The organism is Nocardia sp. No.11, assembly GCF_038752175.1.
Taxonomy (GTDB): Bacteria; Actinomycetota; Actinomycetes; order Mycobacteriales; family Mycobacteriaceae; genus Nocardia; species Nocardia canadensis.
In genome coordinates, this window is the sequence record NZ_JBCGFB010000127.1 from 1 (window position 1) to 16,839 (window position 16,839).

11 protein-coding genes and 2 pseudogenes are annotated in these 16,839 nt (G+C 71.1%); 6 read left to right on the top strand and 7 right to left on the bottom strand.

All coding sequences use genetic code 11. The features are described from left to right. Positions 1-199, bottom strand: a pseudogene (locus V8688_RS26695) (hypothetical protein); the annotation flags it as partial. Between the two features lie 281 nt (positions 200-480). Beyond that, positions 481-1,512: a phosphogluconate dehydrogenase (NAD(+)-dependent, decarboxylating) gene (gene gnd / locus V8688_RS26700; RefSeq protein ID WP_342801944.1), complete on the bottom strand. Its 1,032-nt coding sequence runs from the start codon at positions 1,510-1,512 to the stop codon at positions 481-483. 894 nt (positions 1,513-2,406) lie between these two features. Here gnd and V8688_RS26705 point away from each other — a divergent pair. Further along, positions 2,407-3,849: a VanW family protein gene (locus V8688_RS26705; RefSeq protein WP_342801945.1), complete on the top strand. Its 1,443-nt coding sequence runs from the start codon at positions 2,407-2,409 to the stop codon at positions 3,847-3,849. 7 nt (positions 3,850-3,856) lie between these two features. Here V8688_RS26705 and V8688_RS26710 read toward each other — a convergent pair whose 3' ends face one another. The 3 genes from V8688_RS26710 to V8688_RS26720 form a co-directional block, all read right to left on the bottom strand. Beyond that, complete coding sequence (locus V8688_RS26710; RefSeq protein ID WP_342801946.1) at positions 3,857-5,125, bottom strand: DUF5685 family protein; 1,269 nt, start codon at positions 5,123-5,125, stop codon at positions 3,857-3,859. A gap of 69 nt (positions 5,126-5,194) precedes the next feature. Continuing rightward, a complete protein-coding gene (locus tag V8688_RS26715; RefSeq protein ID WP_218716025.1) occupies positions 5,195-5,794 on the bottom strand; it encodes a TetR/AcrR family transcriptional regulator in 600 nt (199 codons plus the stop codon). 85 nt (positions 5,795-5,879) lie between these two features. Continuing rightward, the gene (locus tag V8688_RS26720; protein ID WP_342801947.1) at positions 5,880-7,058 is read right to left on the bottom strand and encodes a glycoside hydrolase family 3 N-terminal domain-containing protein; all 1,179 of its coding nucleotides are present in this window, start codon (positions 7,056-7,058) and stop codon (positions 5,880-5,882) included. A gap of 114 nt (positions 7,059-7,172) precedes the next feature. Between V8688_RS26720 and V8688_RS26725 the strand changes: the two genes are divergently transcribed. The 4 genes from V8688_RS26725 to V8688_RS26740 all read left to right on the top strand — a co-directional run bounded on the left by V8688_RS26725 (position 7,173) and on the right by V8688_RS26740 (position 13,240). Further along, the gene (locus V8688_RS26725) at positions 7,173-7,640 is read left to right on the top strand and encodes a universal stress protein (protein ID WP_218716027.1); all 468 of its coding nucleotides are present in this window, start codon (positions 7,173-7,175) and stop codon (positions 7,638-7,640) included. Between the two features lie 57 nt (positions 7,641-7,697). After that, on the top strand, positions 7,698-8,813 hold the full coding sequence (locus tag V8688_RS26730) for an isochorismate synthase (RefSeq protein ID WP_218716028.1): 1,116 nt from the start codon (positions 7,698-7,700) through the stop codon (positions 8,811-8,813). Between the two features lie 67 nt (positions 8,814-8,880). After that, a complete protein-coding gene (locus V8688_RS26735) occupies positions 8,881-9,051 on the top strand; it encodes a DUF2613 domain-containing protein (protein ID WP_218716029.1) in 171 nt (56 codons plus the stop codon). A gap of 52 nt (positions 9,052-9,103) precedes the next feature. Next, complete coding sequence (locus V8688_RS26740) at positions 9,104-13,240, top strand: alpha-(1->3)-arabinofuranosyltransferase (RefSeq protein ID WP_342801948.1); 4,137 nt, start codon at positions 9,104-9,106, stop codon at positions 13,238-13,240. A gap of 28 nt (positions 13,241-13,268) precedes the next feature. Here V8688_RS26740 and V8688_RS26745 read toward each other — a convergent pair whose 3' ends face one another. Continuing rightward, the gene (locus V8688_RS26745; RefSeq protein WP_218716030.1) at positions 13,269-14,504 is read right to left on the bottom strand and encodes an acyltransferase; all 1,236 of its coding nucleotides are present in this window, start codon (positions 14,502-14,504) and stop codon (positions 13,269-13,271) included. A 146-nt stretch (positions 14,505-14,650) separates the two neighbouring features. On the opposite strand from V8688_RS26745, the gene V8688_RS26750 reads away from it, so the two are divergent. Then, on the top strand, positions 14,651-15,844 hold the full coding sequence (locus V8688_RS26750) for a DUF3068 domain-containing protein (RefSeq protein WP_218716031.1): 1,194 nt from the start codon (positions 14,651-14,653) through the stop codon (positions 15,842-15,844). 239 nt (positions 15,845-16,083) lie between these two features. Here the strand turns inward: V8688_RS26750 and V8688_RS26755 are convergent. Further along, positions 16,084-16,839, bottom strand: a pseudogene (locus V8688_RS26755) (polysaccharide biosynthesis protein); the annotation flags it as partial.

Genomic DNA, 16,839 nt, shown 5'->3' on the forward strand with positions numbered 1-16,839 from the left:
CGCCGATCTGCTCGGCGCTGGCGGTCTTGTCGTAGACGTGCGTGATGCCGACAGTGCTGGCGTCACGCTTCTCGGCGTGGCTGCTGATCGAGCAGGAGCCCGCCGCGGCGGCGGTGCCGGAACCGAGAGCGACACCGACACCGGCGACGACCAGAGCGGTGGTGGCGACGCCCGCGGCGATACGCGAAGTCCGGATCATGATTTTCCTCCAAGCCCCGGCGAAGTCGGCCGGGACGAATTCCTCATCGAGTGGTCTATCCCCCTCTGACCAGAAGGTATCCGGTGGACTGGACGGTTGTCCTGGAAAACAAGAACGTGTTCTCATATTTGTGGAAGATTATCGTTTCACTCTCGAGGCGGGGTCGTCGGGGGTAGCATCCGAGATTTTTCGGCATCGGCGAACCGACCCGAAAACCGCTCACCGGCCGCCCGCCGGAGCGCCGGACGGCCGGTGAGCGGGTGTCAATCCCGCTATACGGACTACTTCCCCGGCAGCTCGTTGTGGCCGCCGAACGCCTTACGCATGGCCGAGAGCATCTTGTCGGCGTAGAGCGCCTCGCCGCGCGAGGAGAAGCGCTGGAACAGGGCCGCCGACAGCACCGGGACCGGCACGGCGGTGTCGATGGCGGCGTCGATCGTCCAGCGGCCCTCGCCGGAGTCCGAGACGCGACCGCTGTACCCGTCCAGGTTCGGGTCGGCGTACAGGGCGCTCGCGGTGAGGTCGAGCAGCCACGACGCGACGACCGAGCCGCGGCGCCACACCTCGGTGATGTCCGGGATGTCCAGGTCGTACCGGTAGTACTCGGGGTGCTCGAGCGGAGTCTCCTCGGCCGAGTGCTCGCCGTCGCCGTGCGCGGCGCCCACGTTGGCGTGCTGGAGAATGTTCAGGCCCTCGGCGTAGGCGGCCATCGCGCCGTACTCGATGCCGTTGTGGACCATCTTCACGAAGTGGCCCGCGCCGGCCGGACCGCAGTGCAGCCAGCCCTGCTCGGCCGGGGTCGGCTCGCCGGTGCGGCCGGGGGTGCGCGGAGCGGCGTCGACGCCGGGAGCGATCGACTCGAACAGCGGCTCGAGGTACTTCACCTGCTCGGCCTCGCCGCCGATCATCAGGCAGAAACCACGCTCCAGACCGAACACGCCACCGGAGGTGCCGATATCGAGGTAGTGGATGCCCTTGGGCGCCAACGCCTTCGCGCGCTTGATGTCCTCGTGGTAGCGGCTGTTACCGCCGTCGATGACGATGTCGCCCGGCTCGAGCAGCTCGGCCAGCGAGTCGATGGCGGCGCCGGTCGCGCCCGCCGGGATCATCACCCAGACGACGCGCGGGGCGTCGAGCATGGCGACGAACTCCTTCAGGTCGGTGCTGCCGTCGAAGCTGTCGCCGAGCTCGGCCTTGAGTTCGTCGATGTGGCCCTGATGGCGTTCGTGACCGATCGCGGTGTTCCCGTCGCGCACGATGCGGCGCACGATGTTGGCACCCATCCGGCCGAGGCCGATCATTCCCAGCTGCATCAGTTCTCCCTCGTTGTGCGCACTACCTGGTGTCGAGTCTCACGTGCGATTGTCTCGCGCGAGCGCGCGCAGCCGCAGGGCGGCCGTCAGCGGGTCGCGGTAAATGCTCGGAAAAACGGCTGTAACGCCCCGGAACGGACGCCGATAAACAGATCGGCTCCGTGTAGTTGCCAGACCCCCGACCCGGCAACTACGCGGAGCCTTCCTGCTGTCCATCCACTGTTGCCAGGGTGCCGAGGGCGACGAACACCATTACCCTTGGCCGAGGCCCCGCAAACACCTGGGGCCGGGCGCACCTGATCCAGGACGACGCCATACCACCCAACGGAAGGACCTCCGTGCCCAGCGAGTCGAACGTCGGCGGACCGGCCGACCGACCAAGGGGCGAGGTCGGACTACGCAAGCTGCTCGAAGCAAATCGCACTTTCGATGCCGACGTCACCGCCGCCCTGCCCACCCAGCCCCTAGCCACCGTGACCCGTGACGGCTGGTCGCCCGCGCCCGCGCCCGCTCCGGCGGGCCCGCAGCCGCCGACCGGCTCCGGCACCCCACAGCTGGCCAAGCGCATCAGTATCGCCGTCGGCGCCGTGTTCGCCGTCGGCGCCGCCGCCTACCTGGCCGACCTGGCCCTGAGCATCGGCGAGGTGGCGCGCGGCACCGTCGTCGCCGGGGTCGACATCGGCGGTATGGACAAAGCCGAGGCGAACGCCTTACTCCACGACGAGCTCGGGCCGAGGGCCGAACGCCCGCTCCCGGTCCGGATCGGCGACGTGCAGGCCAGCCTGGTACCGGCCGTTGCCGGGCTCCAGGNTGGACAAAGCCGAGGCGAACGCCTTACTCCACGACGAGCTCGGGCCGAGGGCCGAACGCCCGCTCCCGGTCCGGATCGGCGACGTGCAGGCCAGCCTGGTACCGGCCGTTGCCGGGCTCCAGGTGAACTGGGACGGCACCTGGGACGCCGTCGGCGACCAGCCGCTCAACCCGGTGCGCCGGCTGATCTCGCTGTTCGGCACCCGCGACGTCCAGGTGGTCAGCACCGTGGACGCGGCGGCGCTGGATCAGCAGGTGGCCGGTTTCCAGGTCCACGACAACCCGACCGTCGAGGGCACGGTGCGGTTCGACAACGGCAGGCCGGTCGCGGTCGCGCCGGTGCCCGGCCGCGTGCTCGACACCGCCGCCGCGCGCACCACGATCACCGAACGCTGGGCGTCGAGCAGCGAACTGGACCTGCCGGTAGTGGCCGCACCCGTCGCGGTGCGGACCGAGGCCGTGCAGGCCGCACTGCGCGATATCGCCACTCCGGCGATTTCCGCGCCGATCACGCTGAGCGGCAAGGACATTCGCGCCGTGCTCACGCCGGAGCAGATCGCCCGCGTGCTCACCTTCGTGCCCGACGGCAACGGCGGTCTGGCGCCCAAGATCGACAACGACGCCGCGATCGCCCTGCTCGCACCGCAATTGGCGACCTCGGAGGTGGAGCCCAAGGACGCCACCTTCACCGTCGGCGCGGGCAAGCCGACGGTGGTGCCCGCCGTGGTGGGCAACAAGGTCGACTGGCCCAAGACGCTGGAGAAGCTGCCCGCGCTGCTCACCGCCACCGGCAACCGCACCACCGAGGCGGTGTACCAGCGGATCGAGCCGAAGCTCACCACCGACGCCGCCAACGCGCTTGGCATCACCGAGATGGTCGGCCAGTTCACCACCGGCGGCTTCAGCGGCCCGTCCGGGGTGAACATCCGCACCGTCGCCGCCAAGGTCGACGGCGCGGTGGTGAAGCCGGGAGATACCTTCTCGCTCAACGAGTTCACCGGACCGCGCACCGCCGCGGAGGGGTATGTCGAGTCCGGCATCATCGACAAGGGCAGGCCGAGCACCGCGGTCGGCGGCGGCATCAGCCAGTTCGCCACCACGCTGTACAACGCCGCTTACTTCGCCGGTATGGAGGACGCGGGTCACACCGAGCACAGCTACTACATCTCGCGGTACCCGGCGGCGCGCGAAGCCACCGTGTTCGACGGGGCGATCGACCTGGCGTTCCGCAACAACACCGCGACCGGCATCTACATCCAGACGGTCGCGACGGGCTCGGACATCACCGTGCGCCTGTGGGGCACCAAGACCGTCGACGTGGAGTCGATCACCGGCGAGAAGTCGAAACCGACCGAGCCGCAGGAGATCACCCTGCCCAAGGGCAAGGACTGCATCGCCTCCGAGGGCGCGCCCGGCTTCACCATCTCCGACACCCGGGTGATCACCGATCGCAAGACCGGCGCCCAGGTGTCGCGGCACACCCGGACCGTGAAGTACGACCCGATCCCGATCGTGAAGTGCGAGTGAGGGTTTCCTAGCAGTTGCAGTCGCAGCTGCAGCAGTCGCCGCAGCCGCAGTCCTCACCGCAGCAGTTGCTGCAACAGTCACCGCAATCGCAGCAGTCGCCGCAATCGCAGTGCTTGGCCCAGGCGTCCTTCTGCTCGCCGGTGCACGGGCTGGTGTGGTCGACACAGCAGGCCACACCGGTGCAGTAGACGCCCAGGATCAGCCCGCCCGCCTTGAGCGGACCGGGCCGGTTCGGGCGGCGCCCCGGTGGGGACGGGAACTGATACGGCGCGTGCTGTCGCGCGGTGGGCGACGTGCGGCAGACATGGCCGACGGCCAGGCCGAGGCCCTGGCCCAGCCTGCGCAGCAGCGCCGACAGCGGGTCGAGCAGGGCCCAGCGGACGGTGGGCAGCTGGTCGAGCTTCGCCTCGGCGGCGGCCGCGCGGACGCGGGATTCGCTCTCGCGCAGCAGATCATAGGCGCGGGGCAGATCGGTGCCGGTGGCCTCGAGCGGGTTGAAACGGCCGCGCAGGCGATCGCGTTCGAGGTCCTCGATGGCGTCGGCGAGGTGAGCGATGCGGCCGACATGGCGGCCGATCTCCTCCAGTGCCGCGACGTTGTCGGGGCGACCGGCCAGGGTCGCGGTGTGACCGAAGAGGGTGGCGGCGCAGAGCTGGGTCGGGCCGGTCAGCTGATCGAGCGTGATCGGCGGGACACGCGACTCGTCGCCAAGCGTCGTGACGATCGGGTCGACGGCGGATCGGGGCAGCGCACCGAAACCCGCAGCGCCAGCAGGGCTGCCGCCCTCGGCCAGTGCCTCCAGCGCAGGCTGGCTGTCGATCGCGGTGACCAGCGGCCCGATGTCGAGTCCGATCAGGTCGGCCTGCGCCCGCGCCGCCGCCGACCACTTGCCGGAGACCCGGCGCATCGGCGGGCGAGCGAGTCGACCGGCGTCACCGTCGTCGACGTGGTCGCGAATCTTGGCCGCTCCCAACAGCAGTGAGGCGGTGGCGGCCAGCTGCACGCCCGGCGCGTTCGCCGCGACGACGGAGGCGCGGCGCATCCCGCGCAGGGGGCAGGGGCCCGCGGTCGTGCGCGCGCCCGCGTCGCCGGTCTGCGCCTCGGTGAGCACGCTGAGCACGATGGCGTCGGTGTTGGTCGCCGCGCGGGCCAGTTGACCGTGTCCGTCGCGCAGTCCCAGGCACAGCCCACACATGTGCGCCTGCCACTGCCCCGGATCGATGCCGTATTTCGCCGCGCCGTGCGCACACGGCTTCAACACACCGAACACTGCCACCCCGTCTGTCGTGAATCCTCTCGCCGAGCACGATGGCAGGTCGGCGCGGCGCGGGCAACCGGTGGCGCGCTACTCGGCCTTCTTGCGACCGGCCAGACCGCGCCAGGCCAGATCGTCGAGGAGATCTACGGCCTCGGCCACTTCGATCCGCCCGCCGGCGACCCGGTCGGCGATCGCCTCGCCCGCCCCGATCACCGCGGCCGCGACGACCTCGAAATTGGTGCCGGGATCGGCGTGCTTGGCACTGGACTCGAGCAGTTTGGCGGTGAGCTCGATGACGCGCTCGCGCGCGTTGTCGATCTCGGACGCGAAAGCTTGCTGACCGATTGCCTGCCGGTAGAGCACCTGCCACGACTGCCGATTGCGATCGACGAAATCGAGGAAGCCCTCCAGCGCCGTGCGCACCTGCTCATGCGGGGTGAGTTGCGGGTTGCCCGCCGGCGCGACGGCCTCGATGAAGCGCAGGCCCTCGCGCTGGATGCAGGCCCGGAACAACTCGTCCTTGGAGCCGTAATACAGGTAGAGCATGGGCTTGGAGATTTTCGCCTCGGCGGCGATGGCGTCCATCGAGGTGTCGTGGAAGCCCTTGCGCGCGAATACCTCGACGGCGGCGTCGAGCATCTGCTGCTCACGAACCGCCCGGGGAAGTCGCTTCGTTCCGCCCGCCATCCACTCTCCTACCGCAGGGTGAACCCCTATATTACTCCAAGGTAAGTTCGCCCGTGCCCATTTGCCGCACAGTCGCCGGGCTGCCTCAGCAGCCCAGCGGTGCGCCCTTGTAGCGCGCCATCCGCAGCACGGAGGCGTCGACCCGGTCGGCGGGCAGTTTGCCACTCGCCACCGACTGTTCCAAACGGTCGAGCACCTGGGGCACCGCGTCGGTACTGATCCACAGGGCATTGTCGGCGCCGGCGACCAGCGCCGCCTCCACCGCGTCGGCGATCGACATGCGGGCGGTGATGGCCGCCATCCCGCCGAGATCGTCGGTGAAGATCGGTCCGTCGAACGGCGGCGCGCCGTAGCCGGTGCCCTCGCGCAGCAGCGACATCACGGCCGGGCTGATGCTGGCGGGGACGTCGGGCTCGGTCAGCCCGGGCACGTCGAGGTGGCCCACCATCACGGCCGCGCTGGAGTTCACCAGGTTCCGGAACGGGACCAGGTCCTTGTTCTGCAGCTCCGACAGCGGCGGGGTTCGGACCGCGCCGGTGTGCGAGTCGCCGGACCCCGAGCCGTGGCCGGGGAAGTGCTTCATGACCGCGCCGAGGCCGACCTCGTTCGAGGCGCGGATGTAGGCGCCCGCGAACTCGGTGACGACCTGGGGGTCGTCGCTGTAGGAGCGGTCGCCGATGACGCTGTCGGCGGGCTGGCTGCTCACATCGACGTCGGGGGCGAAGTCGACGGTGACACCGAGGTCCTTCAGGGCCTTCGACCTGACCAGCGTGTTCTGGTAGTGCTGCTCGGGCGTCTGGGTCTGCGCGATCTCCCTGGCCGAGGGCGCGACGCCGATGAGGTTCTTGGCGCGCGAGACCCGCCCGCCCTCCTCGTCGATGGTCACCATCAGCGGCGCCTTGGCCAGCGCCTTCACCGCGTCCAACTGAGTGTTGTTCAGCAATCCGGGATCGGTCCAGCTGCCGATGAAGATGCCGCCGACCTGCTCGGTGCTCACCACGTTCGTGGCGTCGGCCGCGCCGGTGATGCCGACCGTCAGCAGCTGCGCGAGTTTCTCCCGCTGGGTGAGTTTCGCGAGATAGTCGGCGCCGCAAGCGGATTGCGCGGGCGTGCCCGTCACGGGCGACGTCGCGTCGGTGCTTTGCGCCGAGGTGGGAGCGCCGCTGCTGCTCGCCGCGGGGGTCGTCTCGGTCGACGATCCTCCCGAACAGGCGGTGGCGACGGCGGCCAGGACTGCGAACACGACCACAGGCGATTTCCGCATGCGCTCCACGGTAGCCCCGTTCCCGCGCGACCCGCGGCACCGGATCCGGATTGAACCTCGCGCAGCGGGGGTAACCTGACTGCACAAGACGCTGTACCAGCGCAGGAGGTCGTCATGGCTTGCGATCGGATGCTCATCGCCTACGACGGTTCCGAACACGCCAAGCGGGCCATCGAGTACGCGGGCCGCTTCCTCACCGCCGAGCGCGCGATCCTGCTCACCGCCTGGGAACCCATGGTGCGCCAGGCCGCCCGCATCTCCGGGCTGGCCGGGGTGATGCAACCGGACTGGGTGCCCGACGAGGAGATCGAGGACATCGCCTACACCGATGCCCGCAAGATCAACGCCGAGGGCGTGCACCTGGCGAAACTGGCCGGGATCGACGCCGAACCGCGCACCGTCGAGTGCACGACCACGATCTGGAACGCGATCGTGGACTGCGCCGACGAGCTCGACGTCGACATCATCGTCGCCGGTACCCGCGGCGCCACCGGACTGCGCGCGCTGCTGCACAGCAGCGTGGCCGAGGCGGTGCTCAAGCACGGACACCGGCCGGTGTTGCTGGTGCCGCCCGAGCACTGAGAGTTCGATCGCTCCCCGGTTCCGGGGCACAGTCGGCGAAGCTATGGTCGAAGCACCATGAACCGATTCCTGCTGGCCCGCCCCGACGGGGTGCTGCGCGCGGCGGGGGTGCGCGCGAGCTACCCCGACCCGCGACAGGCCGTCGACGCGCTGCGCCGGTGGACCTCGCCCGGCAGCGGAGCCGGTCCGCGGCTGATCGTCGGCGCGCTGCCGTTCGATCCGGGCGAGCCCGCGGCGCTGTGGCAGCCCGAGACCGCACTGCACACGGCCGGACCGTGGCGGCCCGCCGCGCTGCCGGAACTGCCCGCGGTCCGCGTCGTCGCCGAACTGCCCAGCGCGGCCGAACACGTGGCGCGGGTGACCAAGCTGATCGAACAGCTCGGGGATCCCGGCACCGAGCTGCGCAAGGTGGTCGCCGCGCGGACCCTGCTGATCGAGGCCGACGCGCCGCTGGAACCGGAGGTCGTCGCCGGTCAGCTGCTGACCCGGCATCCGAACGCCAATGTCTACGCGGTGGATCTGACGGCCGCGGGCCGACCGGGCGAGACGCTGCTCGGCGCGACGCCGGAGGTGCTCGTCGCGCGGCACGGCACCCGCGTCAGCCTGCATCCGCTGGCGGGCACCCTGCCCCGCCTCGCCGATCCGCGGGCCGACGCGGCCCAGGCCCGGGAGCTGTTGTCCAGCACCAAGAACCACGACGAGCACGGCTACGTGATCGAGTGGATCCGGCAGCAGCTGACCCCGGTCTGCCGCGAGCTGCACATCCCCGACGCGCCCGAACTGCTGAGCACCGAACAGGTCTGGCACCTGGCCACCCCGATCCACGGCGTGCTGCGCGACCCGGCGACCACCGCGCTCGACCTGGCGCTGCTGCTGCATCCGACACCCGCGGTCAACGGGACGCCGTTCGCCGCCGCGCTCGCCGCGATCACCGCCGACGAGCCGCGCCGCGGCTTCTACGGCGGGGCGGTCGGCTGGTGCGCCGACGACGGCGACGGCGAATGGGTGGTCGCGATCCGTGGCGCCGAGCTCGCGGCCGACGGGCGCACCCTGCGCGCGAGCGCGGGCGGCGGGATCGTGGCGGCGTCGGATCCGGCGGCCGAGCTCGCCGAGACCACCGCCAAATTCCGCACACTGCTCGGCGCGCTGCGTTGCGGCGTGCCCGAACACTGACCTGACGGGTGACACCTGCTAGGTTGGCCGAAGTACCACCCCGACGTCGAGCGTATTGGAGTGCGCGATGAAGTTTGCTGTTCCGGCTGTTGCCAGCGCGGTCGGCGGCGCCCTGCTGAGCGCAATCGCCGTCTTCGCGATCACGGCCGCGGTGCAGCAGAACACGGCGCCGGAGATCGACCGCAGCGGTGACAAGGATTCCTCGCTGCTCAACGCTCCTGAATACGGCAGCCGCTGAGTCCGACGCCCGCGCGTCACGCCCCCTAGCGGGGCACCCGGACACGGCTCCACTGGGTTGGCGCTGGTTCGTCGGCACGGTCGTAGCCGCCTTCGTCCTGACATTCGCGCAGGCGCCAGGGCTCACCGTCGCGGACACCAAGTACGACCTCGCCCAGAACCCGCTGGGGTTCCTCGCACGGGCGTCGCACCTGTGGAGCAGTCAAGCTCCGATGGGCCAGGTGCAGAACCAGGCCTACGGCTACTTCTTCCCGCACGGCACCTTCTTCTCCGCCGGTCATCTGCTGCACCTGCCCGCCTGGGTGACTCAACGCCTCTGGTGGGCGCTGCTGCTGCTGGCCGGGTTCTGGGGCATCGTCAAGCTGTGCGAGACGCTGGGAATCGGCGCGCGCGGTTCGCGGGTGATCGCCGGTATCGCGTTCGCGCTGTCGCCGCGGGTGCTCACCACGCTCGGCTCGATCTCCTCGGAGACGCTGCCGATGATGCTGGCGCCGTGGGTGCTGCTGGCGCCGGCCGCCCTCGGGGTCGCGGTGCGCAGGATTCGGCGCGGCGGGGCGCTCTCCCCGGCCGGTAGCGCCCTCGCGCTGGCCCTGATGGGCTCGGTGAACGCCGTCGCGACCGTGGCCGCGTTCCTGCCCGCCGCGCTCTGGTGGGCCTCCTACCGGCCGAATCGGCGCTGGTGGCGGTTCACGGCCGCGTGGATTCCGCTGCTGGTGCTGGCGACCTTCTGGTGGGTCGTGCCGCTGCTGCTGCTCGGCAAGGTGAGCCCGCCGTTCCTCGACTACATCGAGTCCTCGGGGGTGACGACGCAGTGGGCCTCGCTGAGCGAGGTGCTGCGCGGCACCGACAGCTGGACCCCGTTCGTCTCGCCGGAACGCATCGCGGGCGCGGTGCTGGTCACCCAGCCCGCCGCGGTGCTGGCGACCGGGCTGCTCGCGGCGGCCGGCATGGCCGGACTGGCCAGGTCGGCCATGCCCTACCGGGGCCGGTTCACGTTGATCCTGCTGGTCGGGCTCGCCGGCATCTGCGCGGGCTACGTCGGCGAACTCGGTGGTCCGTTCGCCGAGTCGGTGCGGGTGTTCCTCGACTCCGGCGGCGCGCCGCTGCGCAATGTGCACAAGCTGGAACCGCTGATCCGGCTGCCGCTGGTGGTCGGGCTCGCCCATCTGCTCGGCCGGGTGCCGCTGCCCGCCTCGGTGCCGCTGCGCGAGTGGCGCAACAGCTTCGCGCATCCGGAACGCGACCGCATCGTCGCGGTCGCGGCGCTGATCCTGGCCGCGCTCACCCTGGCCACCTCGCTGGCCTGGACCGGCAAGCTCGCGCCGCGCGGCGCCTACGACCGGGTGCCCGCGTACTGGACCGACACCGCCGAGTGGCTGGCGGACAACGCCGCCGACACCCGTGCGCTCGTCGTGCCCGGCGCGCCGTTCGGCAGCCAGATCTGGGGGCTGACCCGCGACGAACCGTTGCAGGCGCTGGCCAGTACCCCCTGGGCCGTGCGCGATTCGGTCCCGCTGAATCCGCCGGGCACCATCCGCGCGATGGATTCGGTGCAGCGGCTCATCGCCGACGGCAGACCGTCGACCGGGCTGGCCGCCACCCTCGCCGACCAGGGCATCGGCGTCCTGGTGCTGCGCAACGACCTCGACCCCGAGACCTCCCGCTCGACCCGGCCGATGCTGGCGCACCGGGCGATCGAGGGCTCGCCGGGCCTGACGAAGGTGGCCGAATTCGGCGCGCTGATCGGGCCGCGCGCCGCGGACGCGGGCTTGGTCGTCGACAACGACCTCCAGCCCGCCTACCCGGCGATCGAGATCTACCGGGTCGAGGTGCCGTCGCCGGGGACCCCGGCGCAGGTGCGCGGCGGGACCGGCGCGCCGCCGGGATTCCCCGGCGCCTACACCGTGCCGCTGGATTCGGTACCCGTCGTCCAGGGCGGCCCCGAAGTGCTCGAACGGATCCGGCGCAACACCGGAAACCCCACGGCCCCCGTGCTTCTCACCGCGGATGCGGCGCGCGCCGACCTGCCGCCGAAGCCGGTCCTGCTGACCGACACGCCGATGGATCGCGAGTCCGATTTCGGCCGGGTCGACAATCACAACTCCGCCGTCCGCGCCGCCGACGATGCCCGGCGCACCCACAACCTGGTGCCCGACTACCCGGTCGAGGGCACGCCCCTGGTCCAGGGCGAATGGTCCGGCGCGAAGGTGACCGCGTCCAGTTCCGCCGCCGACGCCACCCAGATCGGCGGCGCCGCGCCCGGCAGCTCGACGGCCGCCGCCGTCGACGGCGACCCGAGCACCGCCTGGATCAGCAACGGCGCCGAGCCCGCGCTCGGGCAGTGGCTGCGGCTCGATCTGGACAAGCCGATCACCACCGGCTCGCTGCGTTTCACCACCACCGCCGCCGCCCTGGGCGATCCGGTGAAGTGGGTCGAAGTCCGTACCTCCCGGGGCACGGTGTCGGCGCGGATCGCCGAACCCGGTGCGCCGGTGACCGTTCCGCTGCCCGCGGGCAAGACCGACTGGGTCATGGTCACCGCCGCGCGGACCGAGACCGGCACCAGCGGTGGCCAGTTCGGGATCAGCGAACTGACCCTCGACGACTACACCGTGCGCGACGCGCCGGTGCGGGTCGACATCCGGCACCGGGTGGTGCTGCCCGACGTCGCGCCCGGCACCACTGTGACCGGTTGGGACCTCGGCCAGGAATTCCCCGGCCGCAGCGCCTGTTTCGACGGCCCCGACCGGGTGCACTGCAGCAAGGGACTCGGCCTGCCCGCCGAGGAGCCCGGCGTCTTCGGCCGCACCCTCGCCGTTCCCGAACCGCTCACCGCCACCACCGACCTGACCGTGCGCACCCGGCCGGGCCCGGCGCTCGAGGCCCTGCTCACCGACCACACCCGTCCGGTGGCGCGCGGCAAGGCCGATGTCGGCGACCTGCGCGGCGCGGCCTTCGCCGCCACCGACGGCGACCCGAAGACCACCTGGACCGCGCCGGAGGCCACCGTCCGTGGGCTCGCCGGGGCCAAACCCACACTGGTGCTGGAACTTCCGGAGCCCACCGAGGTCACCGGGCTCGACCTCACCACCGCGCTCGGCGGACTTCCCGCGACCGCTACCGCCGTCGCGGTGAATCTCGGCAACGGGCCCCAGGTGCGGGAACTGCCCGAGCGCGAACACGGCGAACCCGCGCGGATCTCGCTGTACCCCACCGTCACCGATCGCATCGAGATCAGCATCCAGAGCTGGAACGAGGTGCTCGATCGCACCGCGCTCGGCTTCGTGCTCACCCAGCCGCCCGGCCTCGCCGAGGTGGAGGTGCTCGGCCCCGAGTACCCGGCGCACGCGGGCGGCGACCGGCTCGTCACCATCGGCTGCGCGGACGGACCGGTGATCGCGATCGGCGGCCGCACCGTGCACACCACGATCACCGCCACCGCCGACGAACTTCGCTCCGGCGCACCGGTGTCGGCGCGGGCCTGCGCCGAGGACGCGGCCGATATCGAACTGCTGCCCGGCCACCCCGATCTCACCGTCGCCCCGACCGAACTGTTCACCGTCGACCGGCTGCGGCTCGTACGTACCGATCCGACCGCACCGGCACCCGCCGATCCGGGCACCCGGCTGCTGGTGCTCCCGCTGAGCACCAATGTCGGCTGGCAGGCGCACACCGCCGACGGGCGCGAGTTGGCGCCGGTGGTCGTCGACGGGTGGCAGCAGGCGTGGCTCGTCCCGGCCGGCACGACCGGGGAGATCACCGTGTCGTTCCCGGCCGACCGCTGGTACCGGCTCGCCATCTTCGGCGGGTTGCTGCTGTTGATCCCGCTGGCGCTGCTGGCGATTCCGCGGCGGCGTCCGGTGCCGGATCCCGGTCCGGCGCCCGGGACCTGGGGTCCGCGCTGGATCGGCGCGATCGGGCTCACCGGGGTGGCGGCCGTCGTGTCCGGTCCCTTCGGGGCGGTGTGCTCGGTGCTCGCGCTGGCCGGGAGCTGGTACCGGCCGGTGCTGACGGCGAAGGTGTCGCCCTGGGTGGCGGGGCTGGGGACGCTGATCTCGGCGGCCGTGCTGTCGACCGGGACGTGGCGGTCGGGGACCACCTATATGGGCGGCTCGCTGTGGGCACAGGCACCCGCGGTCCTCGCGGTCATCGCGGTCGGTGTCGCGGCGCTACCGCGTCGCCGGCGCTGACCCTGCTCGGCGCGGCGTCAGGCGTCGATCAGCGCGTTGTCGGCGGCAGGGCGGCACCACCGGGATCGGCGGGCTCGCGCGGCGGCGGGCTCGACGCGGCCTGCCTGCGGGCGGCTGCCTTCGCCGTGGCGGCCTGATCCCAGCGCCGGGCCAGTCGTCGCGCCGGGTCCTCGATCAACGCGAAGCTCGCGGCGGCGAGCGGCAGGGTGAGCGCGGTGGTGAGCCCGAGGACGTAGAGGAAGTTGCCGTTGAACGGCAGCAGGCCGAACACCGGGAACACCATGGTGAGCACGACCAGATGCCACAGGAAGATGCCGTAGGACCAGCGGCCGAGGGTGGCCGCGGTCGGCGATTCCAGCCAGCGGTGCGGTGCCGCGTTTCCCGGACGCAGCACCAGCGGGGCGAGCAGGCCGAACCCGATGATCGTGCCGAGCAGCATCTTCATCGCGTACTGCCACGGCTGAGCGCGCTCGAGCCCGGCGGGGCCGCCGAACTCGGTCGCCGAGAGCAGGAAGGCGGCCAGCGCGATCGCCCACATCAGCGGCTGACTCGCGAACGGGCGGTGCCACCAGGTACCGGGGCGCGCCTGGTAGATCAGCTCCGCGAGCAGCATGCCCGCCGCGAACCACGGCAGATAGCCCGGCAGCCAGTTGTCGGCGTGGATGCCGTCCGGGGTCGGGACGGGCCACAGGTTCCAGGTCAGCGTCACCGCCATCAGCGCGCAGATCACCGGGACTCGCAGGCGGGCGGCGGTGCCGCGCAGCCGCACGATCGCGACCGCCAGCAGCGGCAGCACCAGGTAGAACGCCACCTCCACCGACAGGCTCCACATCTGCGTGAGGCCCTCGGTCAGGGTCAGCGGCACGAACACCTGCAACAGGAACAGATTCGACACCCACACCCGCAAATTCGCCGACTGCGCCGCGCCGGGCAGCAACACCAACACGAACGCCACGACCGCCCAGTACGCGGGCACGATCCGCATCAGGCGATGCAGCAGATAACGCGCCGTGCTCGGGGCGGCGCCGAGCCCACGCGCGACCGCCGCGTGCGGGCGCCACAGCAGATAGCCCGACAGCGCGAAGAACACCGCGACCGCCATGTCGAAGCGTTCCAGGATCGGGCCGAGCACGGCGATCCCGCTCGCGCCGGTCTGGAACGCGACGTGGGTCAACAGCACACCGAGTGCCGCCATCCCGCGCATCCCTTCGAGGGCGGGATTGAAGGCGCGAGGCGGTGAAACGGGGGCGGTGGCGGTCGTCATCACGCTCCAGTCTGCCGTGTCGGCGATTTACCGGGCGCACCACGGCACACTGTGCGGTCGGGCTGTTAGTGTCGGGGCTCACGAGGGCCTAGGGTGCTTTACCAGACCACCGGAGGATCCGTGTTCGAACGACGAGGAGAGTTTGCATGGCACTGAGTGCCGGTACCAGAAGGACGGTCGCCTGCGTGCTCGTGGGTCTGGGCGCGGCATTACTCGTCGCCGCGCTGATGATCCCCACCTACACCGTGAGCAAGGTGGCCAAGACTCCGCTCGACCTCGAGATCACCACGATCGCCGAGAACCAGAAGGGTGAGGACAGCCTTGTCCTCGACTCCAAATCGCTGACCACCGGCGACGGCCCCGCCGTCGTGAACAAGGACGTGCCGCTGGTCTCGCAGCGCTTCGTCACCGTCGAGGAGCCCTCCGACGCCGACGAGATGACGCTGCAGGCAGGCCAGACGCTGCGCCGCACCGACGTGCAGGGCGACACGGGTCTGCTCACCGCGACCATCGACCGGGTCACCATCTCGCGCACCACGGGCGAGCCGGTCGACACCGAGCCCAACGGCTCGATCGCGGTCACCGTCAACAAGGACGGCAGCGTCATGGAGCCGGTGCAGCACACCGGCCTCGGCTACCGCTTCCCGATCGGCACCGAGAAGAAGACCTACCCGTACTTCGACATCAACGTGCGCAAGTCCTTCGACGCGAACTTCATCGAAGAGACCGAGATCAACAACACGAAGGTCTACCACTTCCAGATGACCGCGCCGGTCACCAGCACGTGGGACGTCGTGCAGTCGCCGACCAACCGGCTGACCCTGCCCGCGTCGAAGTGGGGCGTCACCGACGTGCCCGCCGACCAGCCCGTCACCATGACCCGCTACTACACCAACGTGCGTGACCTGTGGGTCGAGCCGCAGACCGGCACCGTCATCAAGGGCGGCGAGTCGATCCACCTGTTCTACGCCCGCTCGGCGGACAAGCCCGAGGTCACCGCGCTCAAGTCGCACATCGTGTTCGACGAGAACACCGTCGAGTCGCAGATCGCGATCGCCAAGGAGAACACCGACAAGCTGTCGCTGTTCGGCCGCGTCGTCCCGATCGTGTTCGGCATCCTCGGCGTGATCGCCCTGCTCGCCGGCCTGTTCCTCGGCCTGCGCGGTGGCAACACCCCGCAGCACGCCAGCCCGCGTGGCACCCGTCCGACGCCCGCCCCCACGGCGGCCCCCGACGACGCCTCCTCGAACTGGGATGCCGACGACGCGCCGACCACCCAGTTCACCCGGGGTGACTACGACGCGCCGACCGAGCAGATCGATATCAACAAGCGTCCCTGAGCGACAAGCTCCCGACAACGGCCCCGATCATCACGACCGGGGCCGTTGTCGTTTCCGGGATCCGGGTGACGCGCCGAATCGCGGTGCGGGCGAGTGTGCCGGATCGGAGTCGCGGTGCGGGCGGGCCGGTTGGCCGACTTCGGAGCCGGAACGGCCGGGGCTGGACGGCTCGCGGTGCACGCGGGCGACCTACAAGCGCCGCAGCGACCGGCGCCGGGCCGGCCGTGCGCGCGGCCGACTTACGGAGCCGGAACGGCCGGGGCCGGAGCCGGGGTGGTGGTGCGGGCGGCTGTGCGCAAGACGACGACCGCGACGATCAGGGTGGTCACGGCGGCTACCGAGACGGCGGTGGTGATCAGGGCGCCGATGGTGCGGGCGAAGGTGAGCATGAGGGTCACCTCCAGGACCAGGCCGATCCAGGTGACGGCGGCCAGCGCGGTGCGTTCGACGGCGATCGCGGACAGCAGAGCGCCCTGGAGGACGGCCAGGATGGCGCCGTGCAGGGCGAACATCCACAGCATGCCCTGGATCGGCGCGTAGTCCTGCCCGGCGAACAGCGGGGCGAGCGGAGCGGCCAGCGCGGCACCGATCACCGCGACGACGCCGATGATCGACAGCACCGACAGCGCGTCGCGGATCGCGCGCGCCGAATGCGAGGGCTGGGCCATGCGCGGATACAGCACGACCCCGACCGCCTGCGGCAGCCAGAACGCGATCTTCGTGGCGATGGTGCCCAGCGAGTAGCGGCTCGCGTCGACGTCGTCGAGGACGATCCGCACGACGATCAGGTCCGCCGACGACAACGCCATCAGCGCCGCCTGCACCTGCACCGCCCGCAGCACCGGCAGCACACCGATCGCCCGGCTCTTGGCCGCAGCTTCGCGCGAGCGCGGATCGGGTTCCTGCTCGCGCGCGGCCGATCGAGCGATGCGACCGGCGATGATCGCCGCGCAGACGATGCCCGCCGCCCCGGCCCACAGCGCGCCCGCCGCGCC